This is a genomic window from Alcanivorax sp. NBRC 102024 (assembly GCF_001602235.1).
GTDB lineage: Bacteria > Pseudomonadota > Gammaproteobacteria > Pseudomonadales > Alcanivoracaceae > Alcanivorax.
This window is the reverse complement of the sequence record NZ_BDAS01000001.1, coordinates 369,889-395,212: the sequence shown is the minus strand read 5'-3', so window position 1 is coordinate 395,212 and position 25,324 is coordinate 369,889. Positions and strand designations below refer to the sequence as shown.

Annotated in this window: 23 protein-coding genes; 7 read left to right on the top strand and 16 right to left on the bottom strand. The window is 59.7% G+C overall.

The features are described from left to right. Positions 1-47: 47 nt before the first annotated feature. Positions 48-1,307, top strand: a complete 1,260-nt coding sequence (locus A0251_RS01820) for a PepSY domain-containing protein (RefSeq protein WP_062815117.1) — start codon at positions 48-50, stop codon at positions 1,305-1,307. A 177-nt stretch (positions 1,308-1,484) separates the two neighbouring features. Here A0251_RS01820 and A0251_RS17110 read toward each other — a convergent pair whose 3' ends face one another. The 7 genes from A0251_RS17110 to serA form a co-directional block, all read right to left on the bottom strand. Continuing rightward, the gene (locus tag A0251_RS17110; protein WP_082810725.1) at positions 1,485-1,928 is read right to left on the bottom strand and encodes an REP-associated tyrosine transposase; all 444 of its coding nucleotides are present in this window, start codon (positions 1,926-1,928) and stop codon (positions 1,485-1,487) included. A gap of 104 nt (positions 1,929-2,032) precedes the next feature. Further along, positions 2,033-2,440: a DCC1-like thiol-disulfide oxidoreductase family protein gene (locus tag A0251_RS01815; protein WP_062815116.1), complete on the bottom strand. Its 408-nt coding sequence runs from the start codon at positions 2,438-2,440 to the stop codon at positions 2,033-2,035. Between the two features lie 48 nt (positions 2,441-2,488). Continuing rightward, positions 2,489-3,784: a CsgG/HfaB family protein gene (locus tag A0251_RS01810; RefSeq protein ID WP_062815115.1), complete on the bottom strand. Its 1,296-nt coding sequence runs from the start codon at positions 3,782-3,784 to the stop codon at positions 2,489-2,491. Positions 3,785-3,845: 61 nt separating this feature from the next. Further along, positions 3,846-4,439, bottom strand: a complete 594-nt coding sequence (lpoB, locus tag A0251_RS01805; protein WP_062815114.1) for a penicillin-binding protein activator LpoB — start codon at positions 4,437-4,439, stop codon at positions 3,846-3,848. Positions 4,440-4,480: 41 nt separating this feature from the next. Then, on the bottom strand, positions 4,481-4,879 hold the full coding sequence (locus A0251_RS01800; protein ID WP_062815113.1) for a YcfL family protein: 399 nt from the start codon (positions 4,877-4,879) through the stop codon (positions 4,481-4,483). Beyond that, entirely contained in the window at positions 4,876-6,216 is a 1,341-nt protein-coding gene (locus tag A0251_RS01795) for a COG3014 family protein (protein WP_231874137.1), read from the bottom strand. Before A0251_RS01795 ends, A0251_RS01800 begins: the two co-directional genes overlap by 4 nt. Before the next feature lie 145 nt (positions 6,217-6,361). Further along, positions 6,362-7,591, bottom strand: coding sequence for a phosphoglycerate dehydrogenase (gene serA, locus A0251_RS01790; protein ID WP_062815482.1), 1,230 nt, complete (start codon positions 7,589-7,591; stop codon positions 6,362-6,364). 143 nt (positions 7,592-7,734) lie between these two features. On the opposite strand from serA, the gene A0251_RS01785 reads away from it, so the two are divergent. The 5 genes from A0251_RS01785 (at position 7,735) to uraH (ending at position 11,354) form a co-directional block, all read left to right on the top strand. Then, on the top strand, positions 7,735-9,129 hold the full coding sequence (locus A0251_RS01785) for an FAD-binding oxidoreductase (RefSeq protein ID WP_062815111.1): 1,395 nt from the start codon (positions 7,735-7,737) through the stop codon (positions 9,127-9,129). Next, entirely contained in the window at positions 9,122-9,820 is a 699-nt protein-coding gene (locus A0251_RS01780; protein WP_062815110.1) for a fumarylacetoacetate hydrolase family protein, read from the top strand. Before A0251_RS01785 ends, A0251_RS01780 begins: the two co-directional genes overlap by 8 nt. Positions 9,821-10,062: 242 nt before the next feature. Further along, positions 10,063-10,419, top strand: a complete 357-nt coding sequence (locus A0251_RS01775; protein WP_062815109.1) for a type II toxin-antitoxin system RelE/ParE family toxin — start codon at positions 10,063-10,065, stop codon at positions 10,417-10,419. Continuing rightward, on the top strand, positions 10,419-10,721 hold the full coding sequence (locus tag A0251_RS01770) for a helix-turn-helix transcriptional regulator (RefSeq protein ID WP_062815108.1): 303 nt from the start codon (positions 10,419-10,421) through the stop codon (positions 10,719-10,721). The genes A0251_RS01775 and A0251_RS01770 overlap by 1 nt, the downstream gene beginning before the upstream one ends. A 228-nt stretch (positions 10,722-10,949) precedes the next feature. Beyond that, entirely contained in the window at positions 10,950-11,354 is a 405-nt protein-coding gene (gene uraH, locus A0251_RS01765; protein WP_062815107.1) for a hydroxyisourate hydrolase, read from the top strand. Between the two features lie 81 nt (positions 11,355-11,435). On the opposite strand, the gene A0251_RS01760 is transcribed toward uraH, so the two are convergent. The 3 genes from A0251_RS01760 to A0251_RS01750 form a co-directional block, all read right to left on the bottom strand. Continuing rightward, a complete protein-coding gene (locus A0251_RS01760; RefSeq protein ID WP_062815106.1) occupies positions 11,436-11,900 on the bottom strand; it encodes a bacteriohemerythrin in 465 nt (154 codons plus the stop codon). Between the two features lie 150 nt (positions 11,901-12,050). Beyond that, positions 12,051-13,421 (bottom strand): PepSY domain-containing protein, encoded by a 1,371-nt coding sequence (locus A0251_RS01755; protein WP_062815105.1) that lies wholly within the window; start codon positions 13,419-13,421, stop codon positions 12,051-12,053. A 15-nt stretch (positions 13,422-13,436) separates the two neighbouring features. Further along, positions 13,437-15,518 (bottom strand): TonB-dependent receptor domain-containing protein, encoded by a 2,082-nt coding sequence (locus tag A0251_RS01750; RefSeq protein WP_062815104.1) that lies wholly within the window; start codon positions 15,516-15,518, stop codon positions 13,437-13,439. A gap of 251 nt (positions 15,519-15,769) precedes the next feature. On the opposite strand from A0251_RS01750, the gene A0251_RS01745 reads away from it, so the two are divergent. Then, positions 15,770-17,959, top strand: a complete 2,190-nt coding sequence (locus tag A0251_RS01745; protein WP_062815103.1) for an OsmC domain/YcaO domain-containing protein — start codon at positions 15,770-15,772, stop codon at positions 17,957-17,959. A gap of 111 nt (positions 17,960-18,070) precedes the next feature. On the opposite strand, the gene A0251_RS01740 is transcribed toward A0251_RS01745, so the two are convergent. The 6 genes from A0251_RS01740 to A0251_RS01715 all read right to left on the bottom strand — a co-directional run bounded on the left by A0251_RS01740 (position 18,071) and on the right by A0251_RS01715 (position 25,266). Further along, positions 18,071-19,024, bottom strand: coding sequence for an NAD(P)-dependent alcohol dehydrogenase (locus A0251_RS01740; protein ID WP_062815102.1), 954 nt, complete (start codon positions 19,022-19,024; stop codon positions 18,071-18,073). Positions 19,025-19,180: 156 nt separating this feature from the next. Next, positions 19,181-19,597 carry an alternative ribosome rescue aminoacyl-tRNA hydrolase ArfB gene (arfB, locus tag A0251_RS01735; RefSeq protein ID WP_062815481.1) on the bottom strand — a complete coding sequence of 139 codons (417 nt, stop codon included), beginning with the start codon at positions 19,595-19,597 and terminating at the stop codon, positions 19,181-19,183. A 115-nt stretch (positions 19,598-19,712) separates the two neighbouring features. Beyond that, positions 19,713-21,065 (bottom strand): SPFH domain-containing protein, encoded by a 1,353-nt coding sequence (locus tag A0251_RS01730; protein ID WP_062815101.1) that lies wholly within the window; start codon positions 21,063-21,065, stop codon positions 19,713-19,715. Positions 21,066-21,248: 183 nt separating this feature from the next. After that, entirely contained in the window at positions 21,249-22,505 is a 1,257-nt protein-coding gene (locus A0251_RS01725) for a DUF445 domain-containing protein (RefSeq protein WP_062815100.1), read from the bottom strand. 3 nt (positions 22,506-22,508) lie between these two features. Continuing rightward, on the bottom strand, positions 22,509-23,168 hold the full coding sequence (locus A0251_RS01720) for a hypothetical protein (RefSeq protein WP_231866000.1): 660 nt from the start codon (positions 23,166-23,168) through the stop codon (positions 22,509-22,511). A 178-nt stretch (positions 23,169-23,346) separates the two neighbouring features. Then, positions 23,347-25,266 carry an MFS transporter gene (locus A0251_RS01715; RefSeq protein WP_082810724.1) on the bottom strand — a complete coding sequence of 640 codons (1,920 nt, stop codon included), beginning with the start codon at positions 25,264-25,266 and terminating at the stop codon, positions 23,347-23,349. Between the last annotated feature and the right edge of the window lie 58 nt (positions 25,267-25,324).

Below are 25,324 nucleotides of genomic sequence, written 5' to 3'. Positions count from 1 at the left end.
TATTCCTGATAGACTGCGGCGCTCAGTCTGATCGTAACAGGTGCCCCATGCGCGCAATTCTGGTGGTTCTTCATCGCTGGTTCGGCCTCTTTATTGCCGGCTTTCTGATTATTGCCGGCCTGACCGGGGCGCTGATCTCCTGGGACCACGAGCTGGATGAATGGCTCAACCCGCACCTGTTCGAGAGCCAGAGTGAAGGGCAACCGCTGCCCATGCTGGAACTGGTGGACCGGGTGGAGCAGGCCGACCCACGGGTACGCGCCAGCTTTTTCCATCTGGAGCCGGAGCCCGGCCACAACGCGGAAATCTGGGTGGACGCCAGGGTGAATCCGGAAACGGGTCGCCGCTATGAGCTGGACTATGACCACGCCTTCGTGGACCCGGTCACCGGCGAGATCGTCGGCAAACGCCTGTGGGGCAAGATCTCCCTGCACCCGGAACACCTGATGTCGTTCCTCTACAAGCTGCACTTCACTCTGCACCTGCCGGAGTGGAAGGGCATTGATCGCTGGGGGATCTGGCTGATGGGTGCCGCCGCCATGGTCTGGCTGTTCGATACCTTTATCGCCATGGCACTGACCCTGCCGCGTAAGCGCCGTACCCAAAAGCCCGCTGGCAAGAGCTGGCTGCAACGCTGGAAACCTGCCTGGATGATTCGCCGCGGCGCCGGCGCCTACAAGCTGAATTTCGACCTGCACCGGGCCGTGGGCCTGTGGGTGTTCGGCCTGCTACTGATTCTGGCGTTCACCTCTTTCTCCCTGAACCTGTACCGGGAAATCTTCTACCCGGTCATGTCCATGGTCTCCGAAACCACCCCCGGGCCTTTCGAGACACGCACCCCCACCGCCCTGCATGAACCGGTGGAACCCCAGGTAAGCTGGCCGGCCCTGTTCGATAAAGCGCGCACCGAAGCGGATAACCGCCAGTGGCAAGAGCCCATCGGCGATACCTTCTACAGCGACAACTTCGCCGTGTTCGGGGTGCGCTTCTATTACCCGGGCGAAGACCACGACAGCGGCGGCATGAAAGTGAAAAGCCTCTACTACGATGGCGAAAACGGCCAGCTGATCGGTGACGAAGTGCCCTGGGAAGGCACCGCCGCCGATGTGTTCAACCAGCTGCAGTTCCCCCTGCATTCCGGCCGCATCGCCGGCCTGCCCGGCCGTATCATCGTATCGATCATGGGCATTGCCGTGGCCATGCTCTCCATCACCGGCGTAGTGATCTGGTGGAAGAAACGCAAGGCGCGGGTGGCGAGTCGCAAACGGAAAAAGCAAGCAGCCATGACAGCCACCACCGCGTCCTGACCGCAGCACCTGTAGGAGCACCTCTCGAGGTGCGAACCGCGCGCCAGCGCGGAAATCGTCCGCAGGACGATCAGGAATATCAACGCTCGACAGATTTGAGAAAGGGGAGGCGAGCAACATAAACGTTGTCGCCTCGCTTCGCGAGGTTCGCACCTCGAGAGGTGCTCCTACAGGGGGTTATAGCCAGGCGGCGTTCCAATAGGGGTAGTCTCTCAGCGAACTGACGAGGCCGGCACGCAAAGGGTTGGCAACGATATATCGCGCCACATCCCGAATGCTTTCCTCTTTGCGTACCGCATGGTCATGATACCCCTTCTGCCAGACCGCCGAACCGCAAAGCCGACCACTTCGACCCTTCACTCTGAGCATGACTTTGGACAGAGACTCGCCATCCCCAAGCTGAAACAACCAGTGTAAATGGTCAGGCATAAGCACATAGCAAAGTGTTGAGGTAGCGCCAGCCTGATCACTCCAGAGAAGCGTTCTGCACACCCGTCTTGCCAGGTGGTAGTCGGCAAACCAAGGATACCGCCCATTCGTCACCGCAGTGACGTGATAAACCCTTCCCGCCTCGGAGTAACGCCCCTGCCTGAGACGGTTTCCCTGATATCGCTTTTCCATACAAAAAGGATTGCGCCCAAGCACAAGGCAGCAAAGCCGATATCGCTGAAGTTTCTGTAGGCGGCACGATCAAGCGAACGAGAGCAGGCTCTCAACAGCAAGCATCAAAACCGATCACGACCGGGCTGGTTGAGGTTGTTGATGCGGGTCTTGCCCAGCAGTTTCAGTAACAGATTGCGGAAGAAACGCAGTAGCGGATAGAGCACTTTCGAGACACGCCGGGAACGGAACATCCAGTAGTTGAAACGGTTGAAGATCCCCGAGCGACTGCCGATCAGGGCCAGGGCATGGATGGCATCGGCGCCGTAATAAAGCTGGTCGCCCATTTTCAGCACCATACCCTGATCGATATCCAGGCCGGCACCGGTAATCTCGCGCATCACCTCCGTGTCTTCCCGGGCATCCACGATGCGCAGTTCACCCACGCTTTCGCGGATGCGCACCACCTGGCAATAGGCGTGGCAGGCCGGGCATTCCTTGTCGTAGACCAGCAAGATGTTGGGACGGGACACATGGCCTCCGGCTGAACCCAAAAAAAGCCCCCTGTCGGGGGCTTGTTGTTACCACTGAATCGGCGCTTCCGACGAGCCCGGGCTGGGCGCCTGCCCGGCGGGTCCGGCCGCCGGGCTGTCTGCGCCAGCGGCACTGCGTACCCGGTCGCCGGCCTGCAGGGGGCTGCTGGCCGGGCCATCCAGGCGAGCGACGCCATAATCCGGGCGCACATCGGTGACGGTCAGGGTGGCCAGGGCGTTACCCTCCAGCTTGATGGTCAGGCCGGTGTCCGGGTCTTTCATTTCCCCGGCGGGGCGATAGACCTGCATGCTGGCATCCTGCTCCAGCCGGCCCTGACCCTGGCTCAGGAATACGGTATCGCCCTGCACCTTGATGATCTGCACCGGATAGAGCACATCCGTGGCGGCACCGGCCATGGCCCGGGCAATGACGGGATAGAGTTCATCCGCCAGCCGCTCCGGGTGGTTGCGGTCGTCGATCTTGAGCTGACGGGCCACCTCGCGGATGGACGCTTCAGACTGGTTCCAGTCGAACAGGTCTGCCCAGAGGATTTCGCTGCTGGTGGTATCGATCAATCGATAGCGAACCCGGATGCGCGGCTCATAACCGGAAAACTTGGCACCATAGAATTCCCGCTGACTGTCGCCGATGCTGAAATCTTCGATGGTGCCTACCAGCAGCAGATCGGCCCCTTTGCGCTGCCCCAGCCGGGCCAGCTCTTCCGGCGCCACACTGCCGCTGGCGACGACGGACTGCTCCTGATCAATGGCATCCAGGTTGGCCCGGTCCAGCACCCGGAAGCGACCGGACTGGGTAAAGGCGGTAACCAGATCATCGCGCAGCTGACGCTGCACCTGGCTGGCCGGCACCTGCACGTCACCCAGGTCATAACGGGGCTGGCGGCTGTCGAAGGTGGTAATGGCAATACCAGGCAAGTGCGAGCGGTCCGCACCCAGGGTCTTGGGACGAAGCACCTCCGCCTGCACGTTGGCCTGCCACAGGCCGTCTTCCACCTGCTTCACCGACTGCACCTGGTAACTCTTGATATTGCCCAGGGTAGGCAGCTGCGGCTCCGGCACCGAGGTCTCGGTACCGATCCAGGTGCTGACATCACCCTGCTGGCGAACCACCCACTGCAGCACATTGGTGCGGAAGTTCGGGTCCACGGCCACGCTGACCCCGCCGGCCTGTCGCACCGCCGCCACCAGGGCATTGGTCATGGCCTGCTCCGGGTTGTCGCCGTAGCCGCGGGCCGATACAGAAACGGTCTCCGTGGCAGCCTGGGCCAGCGACGCACACAACAACAGGATGAAACATAAAGGAGCGAACAGGTGCTTGGTCATAACGGCCTCCATGTCTGGTTAGCTTGCACGCAGCCGGTCACCCCGGTTGCGTGCAGCGTCCTTACAACCCGAACAGGCTCTTGCTGCGAGTCTTGCGGATTTCTTTTTCGTTGGTCCACTCGATGATGCCGGTCTGGATGTTGAGCAGCTTGAGGGTGAACTTGTAGTACACGTCCTTGGTGCTGCCATCCCGTTTGACGATGGAGGAGAAGTTACCGTACATCATCAGCTCGGCACCGATCTGGCGGCCCATGGCGGCGGCCGTGGATTGGTCCACCATGCCGGAATCGCTCTGGTATTCCAGCTGCTGACGCACGCGATCCACCACGGACATGTCCACAAAACGGAACTTGCCGGAGTTGATCAGCTTGGACTGGATGGTGTCGGTGATGGACTCGGTGTCCACGTGTTCGGTGGTCTTGTTCTTGATGCGATCCACGAATACCACCGGACGGCGGTTCTGGGTCATCTGCACGATGGGCGGAAACACCATCATGTCATCCACCATCTTGGCGGCGATCATCTGCAGGTCGGTGGAACCGAAATCCGTGTTCACGGTTTCGCGGGCCTGGGCATCACCGTAATCCACCTTGGAGGCACAACCGGACAGGGCCAGGGCGCTGCCCAGCAGCAGCAGGGAAAGTAGGCGTAGCATTATGAGATTCTCCTTGTTCCTTTTAGGAAGGCACGCGACGATTATTCGCGTACCCAGATTTCAAAGCGTACGGCGGACGGGTTGGGGGCAACGGCCTGGACGCTGTTCTGGCTACGACCTGCCATCACCACCTGCCGCCAGGGCTGGCCTTCCGGCGCCTGCTCGAAACCGTCCTTATCAAACCATTTGAACTTGTATTGGAAATCCAGTTCAAATTTCCAGTCATTTTCCAGGGTGGCCTGTATGTAGAGCAGGTCGCCCACGGTCTTTTGCTTCAGGTCCTGCACGGAAATGCGGCTGGATAACAGGCTGTTGCTGGAATAGACCTTGGTGATGGTCTCGCCGTCTTCATCCACTTCCATGCGGCCCATATTGGTGGCCGAACAGGCCGCCAGCATGGCCGCCAGCAGCAGCGCCAGCATCGGGCGTAACAGTGTCATAAGGGTCCCTCCTGAACGGGTAACACGCGGGTAATCAGCTGGCCGGGAACGGCCGCCACATGAATCACGGTGAGGCCACGGTTAACCACCGGTACCGTCAACGTAGCATTGCCCCCGGGGGTGCTCAATACAAGGGTATGTTCCCCCTGGGGCAGTGAAAATCGTGTTGCCTGGGCATAGGCAGGCAGGGTCAGCCAGCTGCGCCGGTCCGCCTGCTCGCTGACCAGGTTGTACAGCTGGGTGGCAAAGGCCCCCAGCGGGCCGAAATCATCGTTGGCCTTTTTCTGCAGGTTGTACTTGGCGGTGGCCCGCAGGGTCTGGCGCACCAGCATGCCCGGCAACCGCTCTTTCAGGTCCTTGGCGGCCAGGGCCCCCACATCCGCCAGCACCACGGTTTCCCCCAGCGGCTGGCTGGCGCTGTCCAGCACCCGCAGGCTGTTGGGACGTGGCTTGCTGGTCAGGGAATAGGTGGGAAAGGCCACCGAAAAGATGCCGTGGACCGTGGGAATGGGCAGGCTGAATTCTTCCCGGGCCTGCACAAAACCCTGCTCGTACAGTACCGCTACCATGCCGTCTTTTTCAGGCCGGCCCTTCATGGCATTGGACACGCGCTCAACGTCTTCCTTGAGCATGTCCAGCTCCGGATGAATCTCCAGGGCCTTCTTGTAGTCCACCAGGGCATCGTTGTATTCGCCGTGGGCTTCCCAGAACAGGGCCGACAGGTAGAAAGTCCAGGCATTCTGGAAACTGGCCTTCACTTCCCCGGCCACCGCATTGATGCCCTGGAAATAGCCATCGAACTGGCTCAGGTCCACGTTGTTTTCTTCCGCCGCTTCCTCCGCCTTGGCAATTTCCTTGTCGCGCTTGTCCGCAGCCACCCGTTGTTCCAGGGCCGCACCACGCAGCTCCACAGCGGTACCGGTGGGATCGTTGGCGTCCCAGTAGTTCAGGGCCTGGTAGGCATGGGTGAAGATGCGCTCGTAGTCCGGCGCCACATAGCCGCGGGCATTGTCGTTGGTGACCAGGGAAGTGGTGGAAGACGCCAGGGACGAGACCTGGATACGGGCACTGGCATCCTCCTCGTCGTATTTCTGGATGGCAGCAGCAAAGGCCTCACGGCTTTGCTCGCGCTGGCCGGTGAGCTGGCTGACCCGGCCCAGTTCCTGCAGATAAAGGACGCCATCGCCGCCAGCAGCGGCTTTTTCCAGCTTCTCGGTGGCCGCCGGCGCCACCGGAGCGGTGGCCAGCGAGGCCTTCCATTGCTGGGCCTGATTGGGGTAGGGCACAAACAGGGAGTTTGTGGCACAGCCGGACAATGCCAGCAGCCCTGCAACCAACAGGCATCCTTTCCTGAGTCGTCTCATAGGTTAGATACGAAAAAAGCCGGAGCAGGCAAGGTAGCCCGCCACCGGCTTTTTGTCGAGTGTTTCACCGTTCTCAGGGAGGACCCGAACAGCCGCTCCCCGAGAAACGCCGACCCGCCTAGAACAACACCCGGGTACGAATGGTGCCGTCGATGGTGCGCAGCTTCTCCAGCGCCAACTGGCTGTAGCCCTTGTCCACATCGATGACCACGTAACCGATCTCTTCGTTGGTCTGCAGGTACTGGCCACAGATGTTGATGCCATTCTCGGAGAAAATGGTGTTGATCTGGGTGAGCACGCCGGGCACGTTCTTGTGAATATGCAGCAGGCGGTGCATGTCCGGGTGAGCCGGCAGGGCCACTTCCGGGAAGTTCACCGCGCCCAGGGTGGCACCGTTGTCGGAATAGCGGGCCAGCTTTTCGGACACCTCGGTGCCGATGTTGACCTGGGCTTCCTGGGTGGAACCACCGATGTGCGGGGTCAGGATCACGTTGTCGAATTCACGCAGCGGGCTGATGAATTCGTCGTCGTTGCCCTTGGGCTCTTCCGGGAACACGTCGATGGCCGCGCCCAGCAGGTGACCGTCTTTCAGGGCCGCCGCCAGGGCGTCGATATCCACCACCTTGCCGCGGGCGTAGTTGATCAGGTAGCCCTTGGGCTTCATGGCACGGATCTGCTCTTCCTTGATCATCCAGCGGGTGTCGGCGGTGTCCGGCACGTGCAGGCTGACCACATCGCTCATGCCCAGCAGCTCGGTGAGGCTACTCACCTGCTCGGCATTGCCCAGCGGCAGCTTGGGAATCACGTCGTAGAACTTCACCTTCATGCCCATGGACTCGGCCAGTACGGACACCTGGGCGCCGATATTACCGTAACCCACCAGACCCAGGGTCTTGCCCCGGATTTCATAGCTGTCCTTGGCAGACTTGAGCCAGCCGCCGCGGTGGGCAGAGGCGTTCTTCTCGGGAATGCCGCGCATCAGGTTGATGGTATGGGCAATCACCAGTTCCGCCACGGAACGGGTATTGGAATAGGGGGCATTGAATACCGGGATACCACGCTTCAGGGCAGCATTGAGGTCTACCTGGTTGGTACCGATACAGAAACAACCCACGCCGATCAGCTTCTCCGCTGCCTGGAACACCTCTTCGGTGAGCTGGGTGCGGGAACGGATGCCAATGAAATGGGCGTCCTTGATCTTGTCTGCCAGGTCGTTGCCGGTCAGCGCAGTGGGCAGCAGCTCCACATTGCTGTAGCCGTGCGCCTTCAGGTTCTCCACGGCGTTTTCGTGGATGCCCTCGAGCAGGAGAACGCGGATCTTGTCCTTCTCAAGAGAAGTATCGGCCATGATGGAAGTCTCGGTAGCCTGTGAAATGGGCGCGTATGGTACCATAGCGCGCTCAAATTGAGAGCAACCCGTGCGGGACTTCTCTTCATGTCCCCATGAGCCCGACTCAAGCACCCGGCACGACCCGTTCAGGAGACCCGTTGATGACCGCCCATGCCCATGCTGCGCTGGAGCAACTGACTGATTTGCTTGGCAATCGCCTCCTTACCGACCCGGAAAGCGCCCAGCGCTACGGGGTCGACTGGACCAAGGTATGGGCCCCGGCCCCCAGCGCCATCGCGCTGCCGGAGACCATCGACGAGGTGCAGCAGATCGTGGAGATCGCCAACGACCACGGCCTGCACCTGGTGCCGTCCGGGGGCCGCACCGGCCTGTCCGCCGGGGCGGTGGCCGCCAATGGCGAGCTGGTGGTGGCCTTTGATCGCATGAACAAGATCCTGGATTTCAACGAATTCGACCGCGCCGTTACCGTGCAGCCCGGTGTTATCACCCAGCAACTGCAGGAATTCGCCGAAGAGAAAGGGTTGTTCTACCCGGTGGACTTCGCCTCCGCCGGCTCCAGCCAGATCGGCGGCAACATCGGCACCAACGCCGGCGGCATCAAGGTGATCCGCTACGGCATGACCCGTGACTGGATCACCGGCCTGAAAGTGGTCACCGGCAAGGGCGAGCTGCTGGACCTGAACAAGGGCCTGATCAAGAACGCCACCGGTTACGACTTCCGGCACCTGTTCATCGGCGCCGAGGGCACCCTGGGTTTTGTGGTGGAAGCCACCGTGAAACTGGCCCGCCAGCCGAAAGACCTGACCGCCCTGGTACTGGGCGCCCCCGGCTTCCGGGAAGTGATGAAAATCCTGCACGCCTTCCAGCAGGACATCGACCTGACCGCCTTCGAGTTCTTTTCCGACAAGGCCATGGCCCATGTGCTGGAACACGGCGTGGCCAAACCCTTCGACACCGCGTGCCCGTTCTACTGTCTGCTGGAATTCGAACAGCTGTCCGAAGCCACCGGCGACCAGGCCATGGCCATCTTTGAGAAGTGCGTGGAAGAAGGCTGGGTGCTGGACGGCGTCATGAGCCAGTCCCTGCAGCAGCTGGACCAGCTGTGGCAACTGCGCGAGCGCATCTCCGAGTCCATTGCGCCACATACCCCCTACAAGAACGATATCTCCGTCACCGTGGCGAAAGTGCCGGACTTCGTGGAAGACATCGACACCGTGGTGCAGGACGCCTACCCGGATTTCGAGATCGTCTGGTTCGGCCACATTGGCGACGGCAACATGCACCTGAACATCCTCAAACCGGCGGACCTGGCCAAGGAAGACTTCTTCGCCCAGTGCAACAACGTGTCCAAGTGGGTGTTTGAAATCGTCGAGAAGTACAACGGCTCTATTTCTGCGGAGCACGGCGTGGGCATGACCAAGAAGCCCTACCTGGAATACTCCCGCAGCCCGGAAGAAATCGCCTGCATGAAAGCAGTGAAGCACGTCTTCGACCCCAACAACATCATGAACCCGGGGAAGCTGTTCGATGTTTGATGAAATCAACACCCCGGTGGATCAAGACGGTTACCAGCACCGCTGGATCGACGGGTCGCCCATCGACATTCCCGTGGGCAAGGCCGTGTGCGTGGGCCGCAACTACGCGGACCACGCCAGGGAACTGGGCAATGACGTCCCGGATGCCCCCATCTTGTTCATGAAGCCGGCCACCTCGTTGGTAAGCCTGCACGAACCCCTCGAACTACCCAAAGGGCAGGGCGAGGTGCACCACGAAGTGGAGATGGTGGTGCTGATCGGCAAACGGATTCACAGGGAAACCGATCTGGACAACGTCCGCTTCAGCATCGCCGGCTACGCCGTCGGGCTGGACCTGACCCTGCGTGAGGTGCAGAACAATCTGAAAGAAAAAGGGCACCCCTGGGAACGTGCCAAGGCCTTCGACGGCGCCGCCCCGGTCTCCGGCTTTATCGATGCCCGCGGTATTTCCGTGAAGCAGAAGCTCAACGTCACCCTGGAAATCAACGACGAGGTGCGCCAGCACGGCCACACCGGCCAGATGCTGTTCCCCACCTTCGAGTTACTCAGCGAAATCAGCCAGACCTTCACCCTGGAACCCGGCGATCTGGTCTTCACCGGCACCCCCGCCGGCGTCGGCCCGCTGAACAGCGGCGATAAATTTACCGCCCGGCTGGGTAATATCATTCAGGTGTTCGGCTCCGTCGCCTGACGGGGCCCCTCCTGTAGGAACGAGCGAAGCGGAGTAACGCCCGGAGGGCGGCCCGAAGGGTGAGCGTTAGCGAATACATCTCTCGAGGTGCGAATCTCCGGCCTAGGTTGGTGGCATCCAAGCCACCAACCTCTATCTGCAACCCATTACTCTGTCTCCCCCTCAGCCCGCCTATCCCTTTATATTGATAATAGGACAAAACCTATATAGGCTATAGCCTATTCAAGGATGAAGGACTGACAATGTGGCAGATTCAAACCACGGACAGGTTTGATGAATGGTTCGATGCGCTCAACAACACAGACCGGGAAAACGTCATCGCCGGCATGCTTGTTCTGGAACAAAAGGGACCACGCCTGTCCCGACCGTATGCCGATACCGTGAAAGGATCGGCTCACCCGAACATGAAGGAGCTGCGGGTCCAGAGCAGGGGCAATCCCATCCGGGCTTTCTTCGCCTTTGACCCGGAACGAATCGGGATTCTGCTCTGCGCCGGCGAGAAGACAGGGAAAGACAAACGGTTCTACGACGAGATGATTCCGGTGGCTGACCAAGAATTTACCGCGCATCTCCAGAAACTCAACCGAGGTGGTTCATAATGGCGAGAACACTGCAACAGATCCTGGAAACCGAAAAGCCAGAGATTGTCGAAAAGGCCAAAAAGAAAGCTGACGCCATCCTGCTGGATATCCACCTGGCTGAAATCCGTGCCCTGATGAACAAAACCCAGGCCGAAATGGCCGCTGCACTTGGAGTGAAACAACCCACCATTGCCGGAATGGAAAAGGCCGGTCAGGATCTGAAACTCTCAACCCTGAAACGTTATATTGAAGCGGCTGGGGGTAAAGTGCGGCTGGATATCGAGCTTCCAGATGGGCAGCATCATGGGTTTACGCTTTAGAGAAGGTTTCTCCCACGGGCCAAGACTTGGCCCCCAATGTCGTACTGCCGTACGTTGAATTGGCCCGCTATCCTGACAGCTTCCGGCCAGCGCTGCCTGAGTGCCAGGTTGTCCGTTCATTGAGGGCAACATCGTGGCGGCAAAGGAAAAAGCTGGGAACCTATCTACACGCATCCTTTTCCTACCCGGTGAGACAGTCATCGTTTTCAGATTTCCACAGGATCTCACATGTTCAAGAAGGCACTCGCCACCCTGGTTTTACTGATCACTTCTGTAACGGTTTCCGCAGCAGATAATCCCCTCAGCGTACATGTTCTCAACACCCAGAATGGTCTTCCGGGGCCCGGCATTGAGGTGACCTTGGCGTATTACGACAATGGCCAGTGGGTGTCACTGAACGCTGGAAAAACCAATGAGCAAGGACGTATCACCGCCCTATACCCTGCCGGGAAAAAAATTAAGGAGGGGGTGTATAAGGTAACGTTCAAAACCGGTGACTGGATGAAGCGTCGCAATGCAGAAACGTTTTTCCCTGAAATCCCGGTTGTCTTCGAAGTTGATGGAACGCTTTCACACTACCACATCCCCCTGCTGCTCAGCCCGTTTGGCTACTCAACCTACCGGGGCAACTAGCGACGATACCGCCAAGCCACCCGGACGCCGCAATGGGCTGTCCGGGTGACTGGTATCGGGATATGCGCCTGGGTCACATGCCTACATCACCCGGAAATGCTTGCGCACCGTTTCGTTGACCCAGCCGCCCAGCCGCTCCCGGCCTATGCTGTTGATAAAATCCCTTACCTCGTCGGCGTAGGCGCCATCCTCTTCGAGAATATGGTGCAACAACCAGCCTTCCAGCAGTCGCAGTAATTCATCGGTGACGGCGTCTCCTTGCTCATGTCGGCGTAACAGGGATTCGATATGAAAGGTGAATTGCCGGTGTTTATGGTGATGGTCATCCAGCTCACCATAGCCGGCCCGCTCCATGAGCGCTTCCTCGAAGCTGAAGTGGGATTCGGTATAGTCCACCAGGTCGTAGAGCACCCGGGCCACTCCCAGCTGGGCGTCCGGCTGGTCGGCCAGGCGATCCAGCTCATTGATGTAATCCACAATGCGTTTGTGCTGCTGGTCGATGACCAGAATGCCCAGTTCGTAGGCCGGGCCCCATAGGATGCGCATGATCCTTCTCCGTTTGCCGTGCTGCAGGTTCTTGACGCTAGCAGGGGGCGAAACGGCGAATGTAGATATGGATCAAGGTTTGTGCGCGAAAGACAGGGGGGAACTGCCGGGCGGACGTTGCGCCCTCCCGGCATCGACGGGCCATCCCTGTTACGGTGCCGCTGGGGCGGCTTTGCGTAACACCAGTAACGTATCCACCAGAATGATGGCCAGCAAGGCCGCGGCGGAGAGCGGGAAGGCCAGAGCCACCACCAGCATGATCACAGCCACGGTCCGTGCCGGGGCCGGTTCGGCGCGGGGCGGGGCACGGCGGGACTGGCGCTTCCACCAGAGCAGGGCCCCGGTGACGGTGAGCGACAGTATCAGGGTCACCAGCAGCAGATTGAGCAGCCAGTTCCACAGACCCAGGTCCCCCTGGTGCAGCGGAATGGAGGCGGCCATGGCCTTGCCCATGGCCGGATAGTCGGCGAAGCGGATTTCCTGCAGAGCCTGGCCGGTGACGGGATCCAGGTGCAGGATGCGCTCGTCCATCGGGTTTGTCAGGTCGCCGGCGATGGTGGTGGCCGAGACCGTCCAGACACCATTGTCCTGTTGCGGGAAATGCACACGGAAATTGCCGAATCCCTGTGCACGGGCCTGACTCACCACATCATCCAGTCGCAGGGACCGATCACCCGCACTGCCCTGCGGCATGGGGGTCTGCTCCACCGCCCAGGGCACGCGATGCAGGCCGGCTTCGTTCATGGCGTGATGGCTGTCGACGGCCTCCGGGGCCACCTGTGTGGCATCAAAGCGGGTGCCCGGCAGGGAACCCCATGGCTGCACCAGTTTGCCACCCCAGATGTTGGTCCAGGCCAGGCCGGAGATCAGGAAGAACAACAACGGCAGGGCAATCAGCCAGCCAATGCCCAGGTGCCAGCCGCGCCAGTCTGCCCGGCTGCTGACGGTCCGGGAAGGAATCAGGGTGCGCAGGCCGCCCTTCGGCCAGGCCAGATAGAGGCCGGTGACGATCATCAGTACTGCCAGACCGGCAGCGATTTCGATCAGGGCATCGCCCAGGTCACCGAGGAACAGGGAGCCATGGAATGTCTTGATACGCGCATAGAGGCTGGCAGCGGGATCCCGGTCACCCAGTATCTGTCCGGTATAGGGATTCAGATAGACCAGGGTGGCCGGCGCATGATGGCCACCGTGGCCGGCATGGGAATGGGGCTGCAGAGAAAACCGTGCGGACTGATCGGCGGCCTGGGGCGGCAGGTAGAGTTTTACTGCGGCATGCGGATATTGTTGCTCCACGGTTTCCAGCAACACGGAGGCGGGCAGGGGATTGGTCCCTGCTTCAACCGTCTGCAGGGACGCGTTCAGGGCCGAATCCAGCGGCTTGCTTAGCAACATCAGCAGGCCGGTGAACGCCAGCATAAACAGGAAGGGAAGCACCAGCATGCCGACCAGGAAATGCCAGCGCCACACCGCCCGGTAGAAACGGGTAGGCCCGGATCCGGCTGGATTGACAGCGTTCATGGGCAGACCCTCTCGTCAGAAATCAAAGCGGATGCCCGCGAACACGGAACGGGGTTCGCCTGCCTGAAGAAGGGCATCGTTGATGTTCGCGTCATTCCGTACGGTCAGGTTGGCCACGTAGGCTTCATCGGTCAGGTTGCGGCCTTCCAGATAGACTTCCCAGGCATCACGGGTGACACCGGTACGCAGGCCAACCAGTTCGTAGCCGTCCACCTCATAGCTGTTTTCAAAGTCGGCAAAACGGTCATCGACAATGTCGAAGGTAGGGCCGGCAAAGAAACCGTTGGCATGGCGGTACATGATTTCGCCCTTGATGAAGAAGTCCGGGGCCACGGGCAACTGGTTGTCGCCGTAGACCGGGTCGTTGTCAAAGGTGAAGTCGTTGTAGGTCATGCTCAACAGCGGTTCGATGCGGTGGCGGCCATCGCCCAGGGCAAAGCTGGCACCCACCCGGGCTTCCACCCCGGCATGGATAGTGTCTTCCACATTGGTGACCTGACTGGTGCCGGGAGCCCCCGGCTTCTCAACAGAAAGAATTTCGTCTTCGATCTGGGCGTAGTAGACCGCCACTTCCCAATTCCACTCGTTATCCTGGCCAAACGGTGCCACACCTCGGGTTCCCACTTCCCCAACCACACCCTGCATGGCATCCAGGGTGTCATTGTTTGCCTGGACCTCGTCTTCCAGCTCGTACAGGGTGGGCGCCTCATAGAGCTTGCTCACATTGGCGAACAGCTCGCTGCGATCGGCCACCTGGTAGATCACCCCAAGGCGCGGATTGAAGGATTCGTAGGTGTCGTTGGGATTGCGTTGTGCACCGGAGGATACGTTTACATTATCTACCTCCCGGCTCCCGGTCACCGCCTGGGCCCCGTAGACCAGGGTCCAGCGCTCGGCAAAGTGCCAGCGATCCATGGCGAAGATTTCCAGGTTGTCCGCCTTGTTATCCACTTTGGTGGTCAGGGCATCGCGGATGCCGCCGCTATGGGTGTAGTTGCCGCCTTTCACCCAGGTTTGCCCGTAGTTGAGCCCGAGCAGCAGATCATGGTTGCCCATCTGTTTGTCGAAACGCACGGTGGTGCCAAAGGTGGTCTGGTCGTTGTCGATCAACAGGCTAAACCCGGGATCAGCCCCACCAACAATAGGGTGATAGAGCGACTGATCCTCGAAGGAAAAGCCCACCACCAGATTGCTGGTGTCGCTGAGTTGCCAGCGGGTGCGGTTGGCCACACGCCAGGTTTCCACATTCTTGAGGAAATTGCCGCGCTCGTTGTCCTCCCCCGCTTGATAGGGGTCTTCATCAAACTGGGCTTTGTTGAGTGAGCCGGCCAGCTCCTGATCATTGTCTGTATAGGAGAAGTAGAAGCGGTTCTCCACCGTGTCGCTGATTTGCCAGCCGGTGTTGGCATAGACGCTGCCGCGCTGCTGTTCCTGATGATCCCGAAAACCGTCGTAGCTGCGCTGCTCCACAGTCACCAGCGCATCCTTGTCACCGGCCACGACACCACCGGTAATCCGGCTTTGCACGGTGCCGTGGGAGCCACCACTGAGGGAAATCTGGTTGTTGGTGTTACGGGCCGTGGGGCTGATAAAGTCGATGGCCCCACCCAGGGTGCTGGCACCGTAGGTAAGCGCATTGGCACCCCGGGCAATGACCGCATAGCGGGCGGCCATCGGATCAATAAAGCTGTTGTGGTTGTTGCCATCGGCAGCGGTCACCGGCAGGCCATCAATCATCAGTTTGACGCCGTTGCCATCGAAGTTGGTGGCATCCAGATTGGAGCCCCGGCTGGAGAGAAAGGTGGCATCCCCGGTGGCGCCGGTAGCGGTCCATATGCCCGGCACATAGCGCAGCATGTCTCCGATACTGACCACGTTGCGCTCATTGAGCGTCTGCGTGTCCAGCAGAGTGACCGCGCCGGGGGTCAGGGCCTGCTCGCGCTGGAGTTCGATTGGGGTTTCCGCGGCGGCATTTTCCGCGGAGCCCTCTACGGTCACCGGCGCCAGCACATTGGCCTCGTCCTCTGCCGCGATGGCATCCACGGAGATCAACAGACACAGGCAGGCAAGCAGCGGTTGGCGCGGTGAAGACAGCATGAACGATTCCCCGGGGTATTCGGCAAGGACGGCAGGGCACTGGGCCCGATAGCGGCGGATGAGTGTAGGGGGATTGGCGGGGCGGGGACATGTGGCATTTTGTCGCACACTTGCGACCTTGTTATGCAAAAATAATGTCCATGGCATGGGCCCCGTCAGGAGGCCCGGATTCAACAACCAAGACGACAGCGTTTAAAACCGGGATAATGGCGACCCTTCGCCCGCCATTTCGCAACCCCGGTAGCCCCGCCATGGAAATCAACGTCAACTTCCTCGATAACCTTCGCCTGGAAGCCAAATTCGATGACTTCACCGTCATCACCGATCAGCCGATCCGCTACAAGGGCGATGGCTCGGCGCCCAGTCCGTTTGACTATTTCCTGGCCTCGTCGGCCATGTGCGCGGCCTATTTCGTGAAGGTGTACTGCAAGGCCCGGGATATCCCCACGGACAATATCCGCCTGTCCCAGAACAATATCGTCGACCCGGAAAACCGCTATAACCAGATCTTCCGCATCCAGGTGGAGCTGCCGGAGGATATTTCCGAGAAGGACCGCCAGGGGATTCTGCGCTCCATCGACCGCTGCACCGTCAAGAAGGTGATCCAGACCGGGCCGGAATTCCAGATCGAGGAAGTGGACAATCTGGACGAGGACGCCCAGGCCCTGCTGATGGTGAAACCGGACGCCGAACACCGCACCTTTATCGAGGGCAAGGATCTGCCTCTGGAGCAGACCATCGCCAACATGAGCGCCATCCTCGAGGAACTCGGCATGAAGATTGAGATTGCCTCCTGGCGCAATATCGTGCCCCATGTCTGGTCCCTGCATATCCGCGATGCGGCCTCGCCCATGTGTTTTACCAACGGTAAGGGCGCCACCAAGGAAGCGGCCCTGTGTTCGGCGCTGGGCGAGTTTATCGAGCGGCTCAACTGCAACTTCTTCTACAACGACCAGTTCTTCGGTGAAGACATTGCCGACAGCGACTTCGTGCATTACCCCAACGAAAAGTGGTTCAAACCCGGCCCCAATGATGCGCTGCCCGCAGGCATCCTGGATGACTACTGCCTGGGCATCTACAACCCGGACGGGGAGCTGGGCGGCTCCAACCTGATTGATACCAACTCTGGCCGGGTGGACCGGGGCATCTGCGCACTGCCTTTTGTCCGCCACTCCGACGGCGAGACGGTGTACTTCCCCTCCAACCTGATCGAAAACCTGTTTCTCAGCAACGGCATGAGCGCCGGCAATACCCTGGCCGAAGCCCAGGTGCAGTGCCTGTCAGAAATTTTCGAGCGGGCGGTGAAGAAGCATATTATCGAGGAAGAAATTGCCCTGCCGGATGTGCCCGACAGTGTGCTGGCCAAGTATCCGCGCATTGTGGAAGGCATCCAGGCGCTGGAGGAACAGGGCTTCCCGGTGCTGGTGAAGGATGCCTCCCTGGGCGGCCAGTTCCCGGTGATGTGCGTAACACTGATGAACCCGCGCACCGGCGGGGTGTTTGCCTCCTTCGGCGCCCATCCCAGTTTCGAGGTGGCGCTGGAGCGCAGTCTGACCGAGCTGCTGCAGGGCCGCAGTTTCGAAGGGTTAAACGATGTGCCACCGCCCACCTTCAACAGCCAGGAAGTCACCGAGCCCAACAACTTCGTGGAGCACTTTATTGATTCCACCGGGGTGGTGAGCTGGCGCTTCTTCAGTGCCCAGGCGGATGAAGAATTCTGTGAGTGGGATTTTTCCGGAACCAATGACGAAGAAGCCGCGCGGCTGTTCGCCATTCTCGACGATCTGGAAAAAGAGGCCTACGTGGCGGTGTACGATCAACTGGGTGCGCCGGCCTGCCGGATCCTGGTGCCGGACTTTTCCGAGGTCTACCCGGTGGAAGACCTGATCTGGGACAACACCAACATGGCGCTGGATTACCGGGAAGACATTCTCAACCTGCACCGTCTTGACGACGACCAGCTCAGCCAGCTGGCTGAGCGGCTGGAAGAAAGCCAGATCGACAACTACACGGACATCATTACCCTGATCGGTATCGAGTTCGACGAGAACACCGTGTGGGGCCAGCTCACCGTGCTGGAACTGAAGCTGCTGATCCATCTGGCGCTACAGCGTCATGAGGACGCGCTGGAACTGGTGGACATGTTTCTGCAGTTCAACGACAACACGGTGGCACGCGGTCTGTTCTACCAGGCCATGCGTGCGGTGCTGGAAGTCACCCTGGATGACGAGCTGGAGCTGGAAGATTATCGGGTTAACTTCCAGCGCATGTTTGGTAAAGAGACCCTGGATGCGGTGGAGGGATCCGTGAATGGCACCGTCCGTTTCCACGGCCTCACGCCCACCAGCATGCAGCTGGAAGGCCTGGAGAAACATCAGCGCCTGATTGAAAGCTACAGGAAACTGCACGCGGCGCGGGCAGCCAAGGCCGGGTTGGCGTAACGATCGCTTACTGCCGCTTCCGCTAACCGTTGGAGCTTTGCTCGCAAAGCGAAGGGCTTGAACACCCGGGGCAATTCGCCTTGCGAGCAAGGCTCCAACAATTCCTTTCCCTCAGGGGCTTACCTCGATCACCACCTTGCCCCGACACCTGCCCGTGCGGCTGCGCTCATAGGCTTGCTGGCTCTCCGCGAGAGAAAAAACGCTGTCGATGATGGGGCGCACTTTGCCGCTCTCCACCAGGTCCGACAGGGTGTCCAGGTCCCGTGTCCAGGATTCCACCACCACGGTGCCGCAATGCTTGCCGAACACCCGGTAGAACGGGGTGATCAACATGGAGCGGGCATCACCGCCGGTGGAAATAAACCAGCCATCGTCACCGATCAGCCCATCACAGGTGAGCGGGGATTCGTAGGAGGTCACATCAAATACCAGATCAAACGGACCGACGGTTTTCCGGTAATCCCCCTGGGTATAGTCAATGATGGCATCGGCACCCAGTTCCTGGACAAACTCCGCGTTGCGGCCACTGCATACGCCGGTGACATGGAGCCCCATGGCCTTGGCGATCTGTACCGCGAAGGTCCCGACACCGCCGGAAGCACCAATGATCAGTACCGTCTTTCCGGCTTCCGCCTTGCCCTTTTTCAGGCCTTGCAGGGCAGTCTGGGCGGCCAACGGCATGGACGCTGCCTGCTGAAACGTGAGCGATGGCGGTTTCTTGGCAATGCGCTTCTGATCGATACGGGTCAACTCGGCCAGTGATGCGGTGCGTGGACGCATGTCCATCCCGTAAACCGCATCGCCAATCTCGAAGTCCTGCACCTTGCTGCCCTTGTCGATGATCACACCCGCCAGATCATCACCGAAGAAGGGCGGCAACTTGGTCACCAGCAATGGTGTGAAAGCCACCGCCGCGTGGTAATTCAGCTTCCAGTCCTTGGGGTTCACGGACGCGGCGTGTACCTGCACCAGCACATCGTTGGCGCCCAAACGGGCAGGGGCGGACGCGGTTTCCAGGGTCAGTTTGGCAGACAGGCCCCAGCCTGTGGTGGTGATGGCTTTCATGGTGTTGGCTCCGTGATGAACTCAGCGAGCCCAAGCTTAACAAAGGGGAGCGTGAAGAGTGTGGTCCGATGACGCCAAGGGAAAGAGGGTTTGTGTCAGGACGGCGGCAGGCGACAAGACAGCCCTCGGCCTGGCCGAAGGCGTCAGATTCTCCCTTTAGCCCGGATCCACCTTGCCGCGCAGGGACTTGGTCCTGCCGCGTTTGGTTTTACTGTCCATGCGCCGCCGTTTGCTGCCCAGGGTGGGCCGGGTCGGTTTGCGGCTTTTCTGCTCCACCGTCACGCCTTTGATCAACTGGGCCAGCCGGGCCAGGGCGTTTTCCTTGTTCATTTCCTGGGTGCGAAATTGCTGGGCCTTGATGACCACCACCCCATCACTGGTGATGCGCTGGTCACTGAGGGCCAGTAACCGTTCCTTGTACCGTTCCGGCAAGGAAGAGGCCCGGATATCGAAGCGCAGATGGATCGCCGAGGCCACCTTGTTCACATTCTGGCCGCCGCTGCCCTGGGCACGGATTGCCTGAAGATCGATTTCCTGTTCCGGCAGGGACAGGTTGGGTGTGATTTGCAGCATGGCGGTACTGTAGCGGCTTCGGGGAAAGGGGAGCAAGTGACTGCGCCGCCGGGGCCTCCCTCAAGAAGCACGCCTGCAGCGTCGTCGATACCACTGCAGGCGTTTGTTTGCGTGATTAGTTCTTCACATCACGGTCGTAGTTGAGCCGTTTGGCCGCATCCATGGTCAGCAGTTGCATGAACGCCTTGGTTTCGGAATCCGAGCCGGTGGGCGTATTCCCGTCGCCACCGCCAAACACATATTGCGGCACCTTGCGCTGGGCGAAGGCTTCTGCCCAGATTTTCTGGATCTCGATTTCTGCATCCAGTTTCTGGGCCAGGGCGTTGTCTGCCTGCAGCACGGCCTTTTTCTGATAGGCCTCTGCATCGGCCAGGGTGCGACGGGTTTCCGCCTCGATGCGCGCTTTCTCCAGGTTCACCTGGGCGGTCTGTTTGTCGATTTCCGCCTGTTCCTGTTTTTTCTGCGCTTCGGTAATGGCCAGCTGTTTCTCGGTTTCCGCTTCCGTGGTGCGCTGGATCTGGTCCACCTTGGCCTTGGCCTGGCGCTCGGCCACTTCCCGCTCACCCCGGGCAATGGCCAGCAGTCGCTGCTCTTCTTCCTGCACCCGTTGTTCCCGGGCAATGGCCCGATCCGCAGAGGCTTTCTGCTTCAGTTGCATACGCTCGACGAAGCGCTGGTTCGGATCCATCTGAGTGATACGGGCTTCCACCACGGACACACCGTAGTCGATAAACCGCTGGGACTTGCGGCGCGGGATGCCGGTATCGTCCAGCATCTTGCGCACCACGAAGACCACTTTGGAATCATCGCCGTAGTCCTGCTGCTGGGTGCCCATGGCAACATTGGCGCTGCCTCTCACATCGCCCACTCTCTTTTCGCTGATCTCTTCGCGGCGAACGATATAGATGCCATTGATCATCTGGTTTTCGAATTCGGTATTGAACTCGGTACGACCGCCGGAGTAGTACTCTTCGGCACTCATCAGCGACGCATTGGCCTGCAGGGTTTCCTTGAAGGCGGGAATCAGCGCCGTGCGCAGCAGGTTTGCCGGGTTCCGGTATTCATGGGCCAGCTGCAGGAAACTTTCCTTGTCGGAAGGAATGGTAAACCGCACCGTGGCCTGGGCATTGGCGTCCACCTGGTCCAGGAACATGATGTTCTGGGGTGGCAGGGCGGCGGAGGTCTCCGAGCTCTCCACTTCCACATAGTCCAGGTTTTCACTGCCGCCTTTGACCGCCTGAACGGTCAGCGCCCGTTTCCAGGAATTCCAGCGACCGAAGAAGAAGAACTGGTAACCCACATCCGACACCACCTGTTCCTGACCGGTAATAGTGCGAACGTGATACACATAGCCGGGTTCGGCATAGAAAATCGATTTATTGGCAACCACCACCAGGACCAGCACACCAATGACGGCGCCGATCAGTTTGGGTACGGGCAGGGCCCCTTTGAGTTTGTCCTTGAGCATGAATGTTCCCCCAGTCAGTCAACGTGAAAGGAGAATATTCTAGAGGGCATTCCGGGAAAGGATAGTGGGCAATGTCTTACATTTGGGGAAACAAGTAACGAGTAACGAGAAGCGAGTTTCGAAAGGCAAAAACGGCATTCGGGAAGGACCGGTTTTCGCTTCTCGAAACTCGTCACTCGCGACTCACCCCACGGGTACCGCAAAGTGGAGCATCACATGCACCTGCAACTCGCCGACCAGGAACCCGAGTAACGCCCCGACGGTAATCAGAATCCACTCGTCCTGCTGGAAGGCCGGCCTGAGCAACCCCTCGAATTCTTCCTCGGTGAGTTCCTGCATCTTGGTGACCAGCAGGTTTTTCAGGTCCATGGCCTCTTCGGCGTAGGCTTCCATATGGGTGAGCGTTTCCGGCAGATGCTGCATCACCTTCTCGGACACGGAGCGCTTCATTTCCTGATAGCGGGTGCTGCCCACGGCGAAGACCACCAGCGGCTTGGCCAGACCCGCCTGTTCGTCCATGGTTCGCTGCACCTGTTTCTGCACCAGGCCAAACAGCCGGTCGGACATGGGCCCGGTAAGGATGGCACCGATCACCGCCGCCGGGGTGACGATCTCCGTGGCTACCAGTTCCCCATAACGGGCCGCCACCTGTTTGCGACGACGCAGGAACAGGCCCTGCCATTCGAACAGGCCCAGATAGCGCACCGGCTGTTTCGGGTTGAAGATCATCTTCAGCGCCAGCCAGTCGGTGAACCAGCCAGTGAACAGCCCGAACAGCGGAATCACCCAGATGTTATGGGTCATGGCCCAGACAATGGCCTGAACAATACCGATGGCAAAACCGAAGTAGATGCCGGAGTTGCGGATGAACTTGAACTCCACATGGCCGGCTTCCAGAAACACCCGGTTGAGCAACTCCTTGTCACGCACCAGCGCGCTGGTGACCAGATCCTTGAGATCAAACACCCGGGTAATGTTGCTTTTGATGTCCGTCATGATCTGCTCGACCATGTGCGGTGCTTCATTCTGGATGCGCTGGATAATCAGGTTCTTCACCGATTCCGGCGCGGACTCCCACAGGCCGGGCTGATATTCGGCGGCTACCTCGCGGGTGATATCTTCCACCGAGCGGATCAGTGGTTCGCGGATTTCCTTTACCACCCGTTGCGGATCCAGCTTGTCGAACACATCCTCGGGTTTGAGCAGCCGCTCCATCATCAGGTCGCAGGCGATACTGGCCATGGTGGCGGCCTTGCGCGGCACAATGCCCTGCCAGCCCAGGAAAGGTCGCCAGCCCACAAACTTCAGGGGTTTGAACATCATCTTGATGGCCACCACCTTGGTGTAATAACCAATGGCCGCGGCCACAAACGGCATGGCCAGATAAAGCAGCCAGTTGGCCTGGATGTCCGCCAGAATCAGATTGATATCGGTAATCATGGGTTACTCCTCGCTCGCTGCGTCTTCACCCAGCAACGCCCACACCTTGCTGCCCAACGGGCTCATGTGGAGGGTTTCACGACGGACTTTCAGTTTCGGGGAGTGCGCTTTCAGCGCTTCTTCGGCCTTGCGGTAATCGCTGTCACCTTCCAGCAATTCATAATCGGTACGTCGCGCTTCGCTGAAGCCGGCAGCCACCACCAGACCGCGGGCGAACAGGCGGCTCAGATAGAAGGCGATAAAATCCGTGCACTGGATGCCGGCCGCTCTGCCGATATTGGAATGGCGATAATGGACTACCCCCGGCGAAAGACGACCACCGGTGTACAGCGTCAGCATGGGGAAACCACTGCCATCGGAAAGCGCCGCCAGCAGACGGGCTTCATCGGCGGTGGTGCCTGCCAGGATCTGGCTGACCAGCATGGCACGGGCCTGCTCCTGGCTCTGCTCCATGGACACTTCCAGCAACTGCTGGAAACTGTCCGCTGCCCCCGCCAGGCTGCCGGGGGACTCCAGCCCTTCGAGACGATGCTTTAATCCCTGAAGCACATCCTGCTCCACCTGATGCAGGCGTTCATCGGCACGCTGTACCGGCGGCAGTTGATATAACAAATGCTGTATCCGCGCCCGCAGGGCGGCGGGCGAGAGTGGCGAATCAGACACGATTGTTTCCTGTTTTTATTGTGGTTTCGGGTCCTTGAGGCTTGACGAGGTTTTATCGCTATCGCCGGGTCGGGCAAGATCGACGGAACAAGGACCGCTTTATTATTGAGTGTGCTCGGTTTTCATTTTTGTGCAAGTTACCGTGCGTATGGATTACGCAACCTGTGCCAGCCATGCTCTATGGCCGCTCACGCAAGGCCAGCACCCGCTCACGCAGATCCTCAGCGCGGACCTGTTGCGGCGCTACGGCCTCTCCCACTGCCAGCTTGATCCGCGACCAGAACCGGCGCGGTAGCCGGGTCAGGGCCTTGCCGCCCTTGTGGCTGAAGAAACTGCCCCACAGGCCCGACAGGGCCATGGGAATCACCGGTACCGGATAATCAGCAACGATCTTTTCGATACCGGCGCGGAATTCCGCCACCTCTCCGTCGTCGGTGAGTTTCCCTTCCGGGAAGATACACACCACCTCTCCGGCTTCCAGTTCCTCGCGAATTCGCACAAAGGCCCGCTCGTAGATCGCCGGGTTACGGACTTTGGAATCGATGGGAATGGTCTTGCCGGTACGGAAAATATAGTTGAGCAACGGCATGTCATAGATCGGCTTGAACATGACAAACCGCACCGGGCGACGGATGGCCCCGGCCAGCAGCAGGGCATCCACATAGCTCACGTGGTTGCACACCAGCATGCAGGGCCCCTCGTCGGGAATGTGTTCCATCCCGTGATGCTTCACCCGATACATGGTGTGGGTCAGCATCCACACCAGCAGACGAATCAGGAATTCCGGCACCACCGAATAAATGTAGGACGCTACCAGCACATTGGCCAGGGCCAGGGCCAGGAAGAACTGGGGCACGGTCAGCTCCAGCATGCCCACCAGCACGATGCCGGCCACCGCCGAGCCCACCATCAACAGGGCATTGAGAATATTGTTGGCGGCAATGATCCGCGACAGGTGTTTGGGGTTGCTGCGGTGCTGGATAAAGGCAAACAGCGGCACGATGTAGAAACCGCCGAACACCCCGATACCGAGCAGGTCCATCAACACCCGGTAGCCGCCAGCCTGCTGCAGAAAACCCGCAATATCCACCTGGCCGCTGCCTTCCAGCCCGGCATAGGAAAAGAACAGATCGATACCGAATACGCTCAGGCCGATGGAGCCCAGCGGCACCAGACCCAGTTCCACCCGTTTGCCGGACAGTTTTTCACACAGGAAGGAGCCCAGGCCGATACCGATGGAGAAGGTCCCCAGCAGCAGAGCATAAAGGCCGTCGGTACCCAGCAGGTAGTCATCCACATAGACCTTGAGCTGGGTGGTGTAGGCCGCGCCAAGAAACCAGAACCAGGAAATCCCCAGCACACACATCCACACGGATTTCACTTCCCGGGCATAACCGACGATATGCCAGGTTTCCTTCCACAGGTTCCAGTTCAACGTCAGCGTCTCATCCGCCGCCGGCGCCGAGGGAATACCCCGGGCGGCCAGATAACCCAGCAGCGCCAGGCCCACCACTGCCACGGCCACCACGCCATCGCCCACACCCTCCATTTTCAGGAGCACGCCGGAAATGGAACCCAGCAGAATGGCCAGGAAAGTGCCCATTTCCACCAGGGCATTACCGGATACCAGTTCCTTGTCGTCCAGTTGCTGGGGAATGATGGAATACTTGATCGGGCCAAAGAAGGTGGACTGCAGGCCCATGCAGAACAGTACGCCAAGCAGGAAATACACCGCGTCAAAGAAGAAGCCCACGGCGGCGGCGGACATGATGCAGACTTCCACAAATTTGATCTTGCGGACCAGTGAGGCCTTGTCGTATTTATCCGCCACCTGGCCGGCCAGGGCAGAGAACAGGAAGAACGGCAGAATGAACAGGGCCAGGGCCACGTTGTTCAGGGTGTTGACGCTGACCGCCGTAACCGCGCCAGAAGCAATCAGCAGTATCAGCGCCTGGCGAAAGACATTGTCGTTGAAGGCGCCGAGAAACTGGGTAAAGAAGAAAGGCCCGAATCGGCGTGACGCCAGTAGAGAGAGCAACCCTTTTTTCACTGTCCGTTCCTTATTGGTTTTTCCGTTGGCGTCGAGGCCGGGATCCATTCAGGTTGAGCGAGTTACGAGGTACGAGTTTCGAGAGGCAAACCCGGCTTTGCTTTTC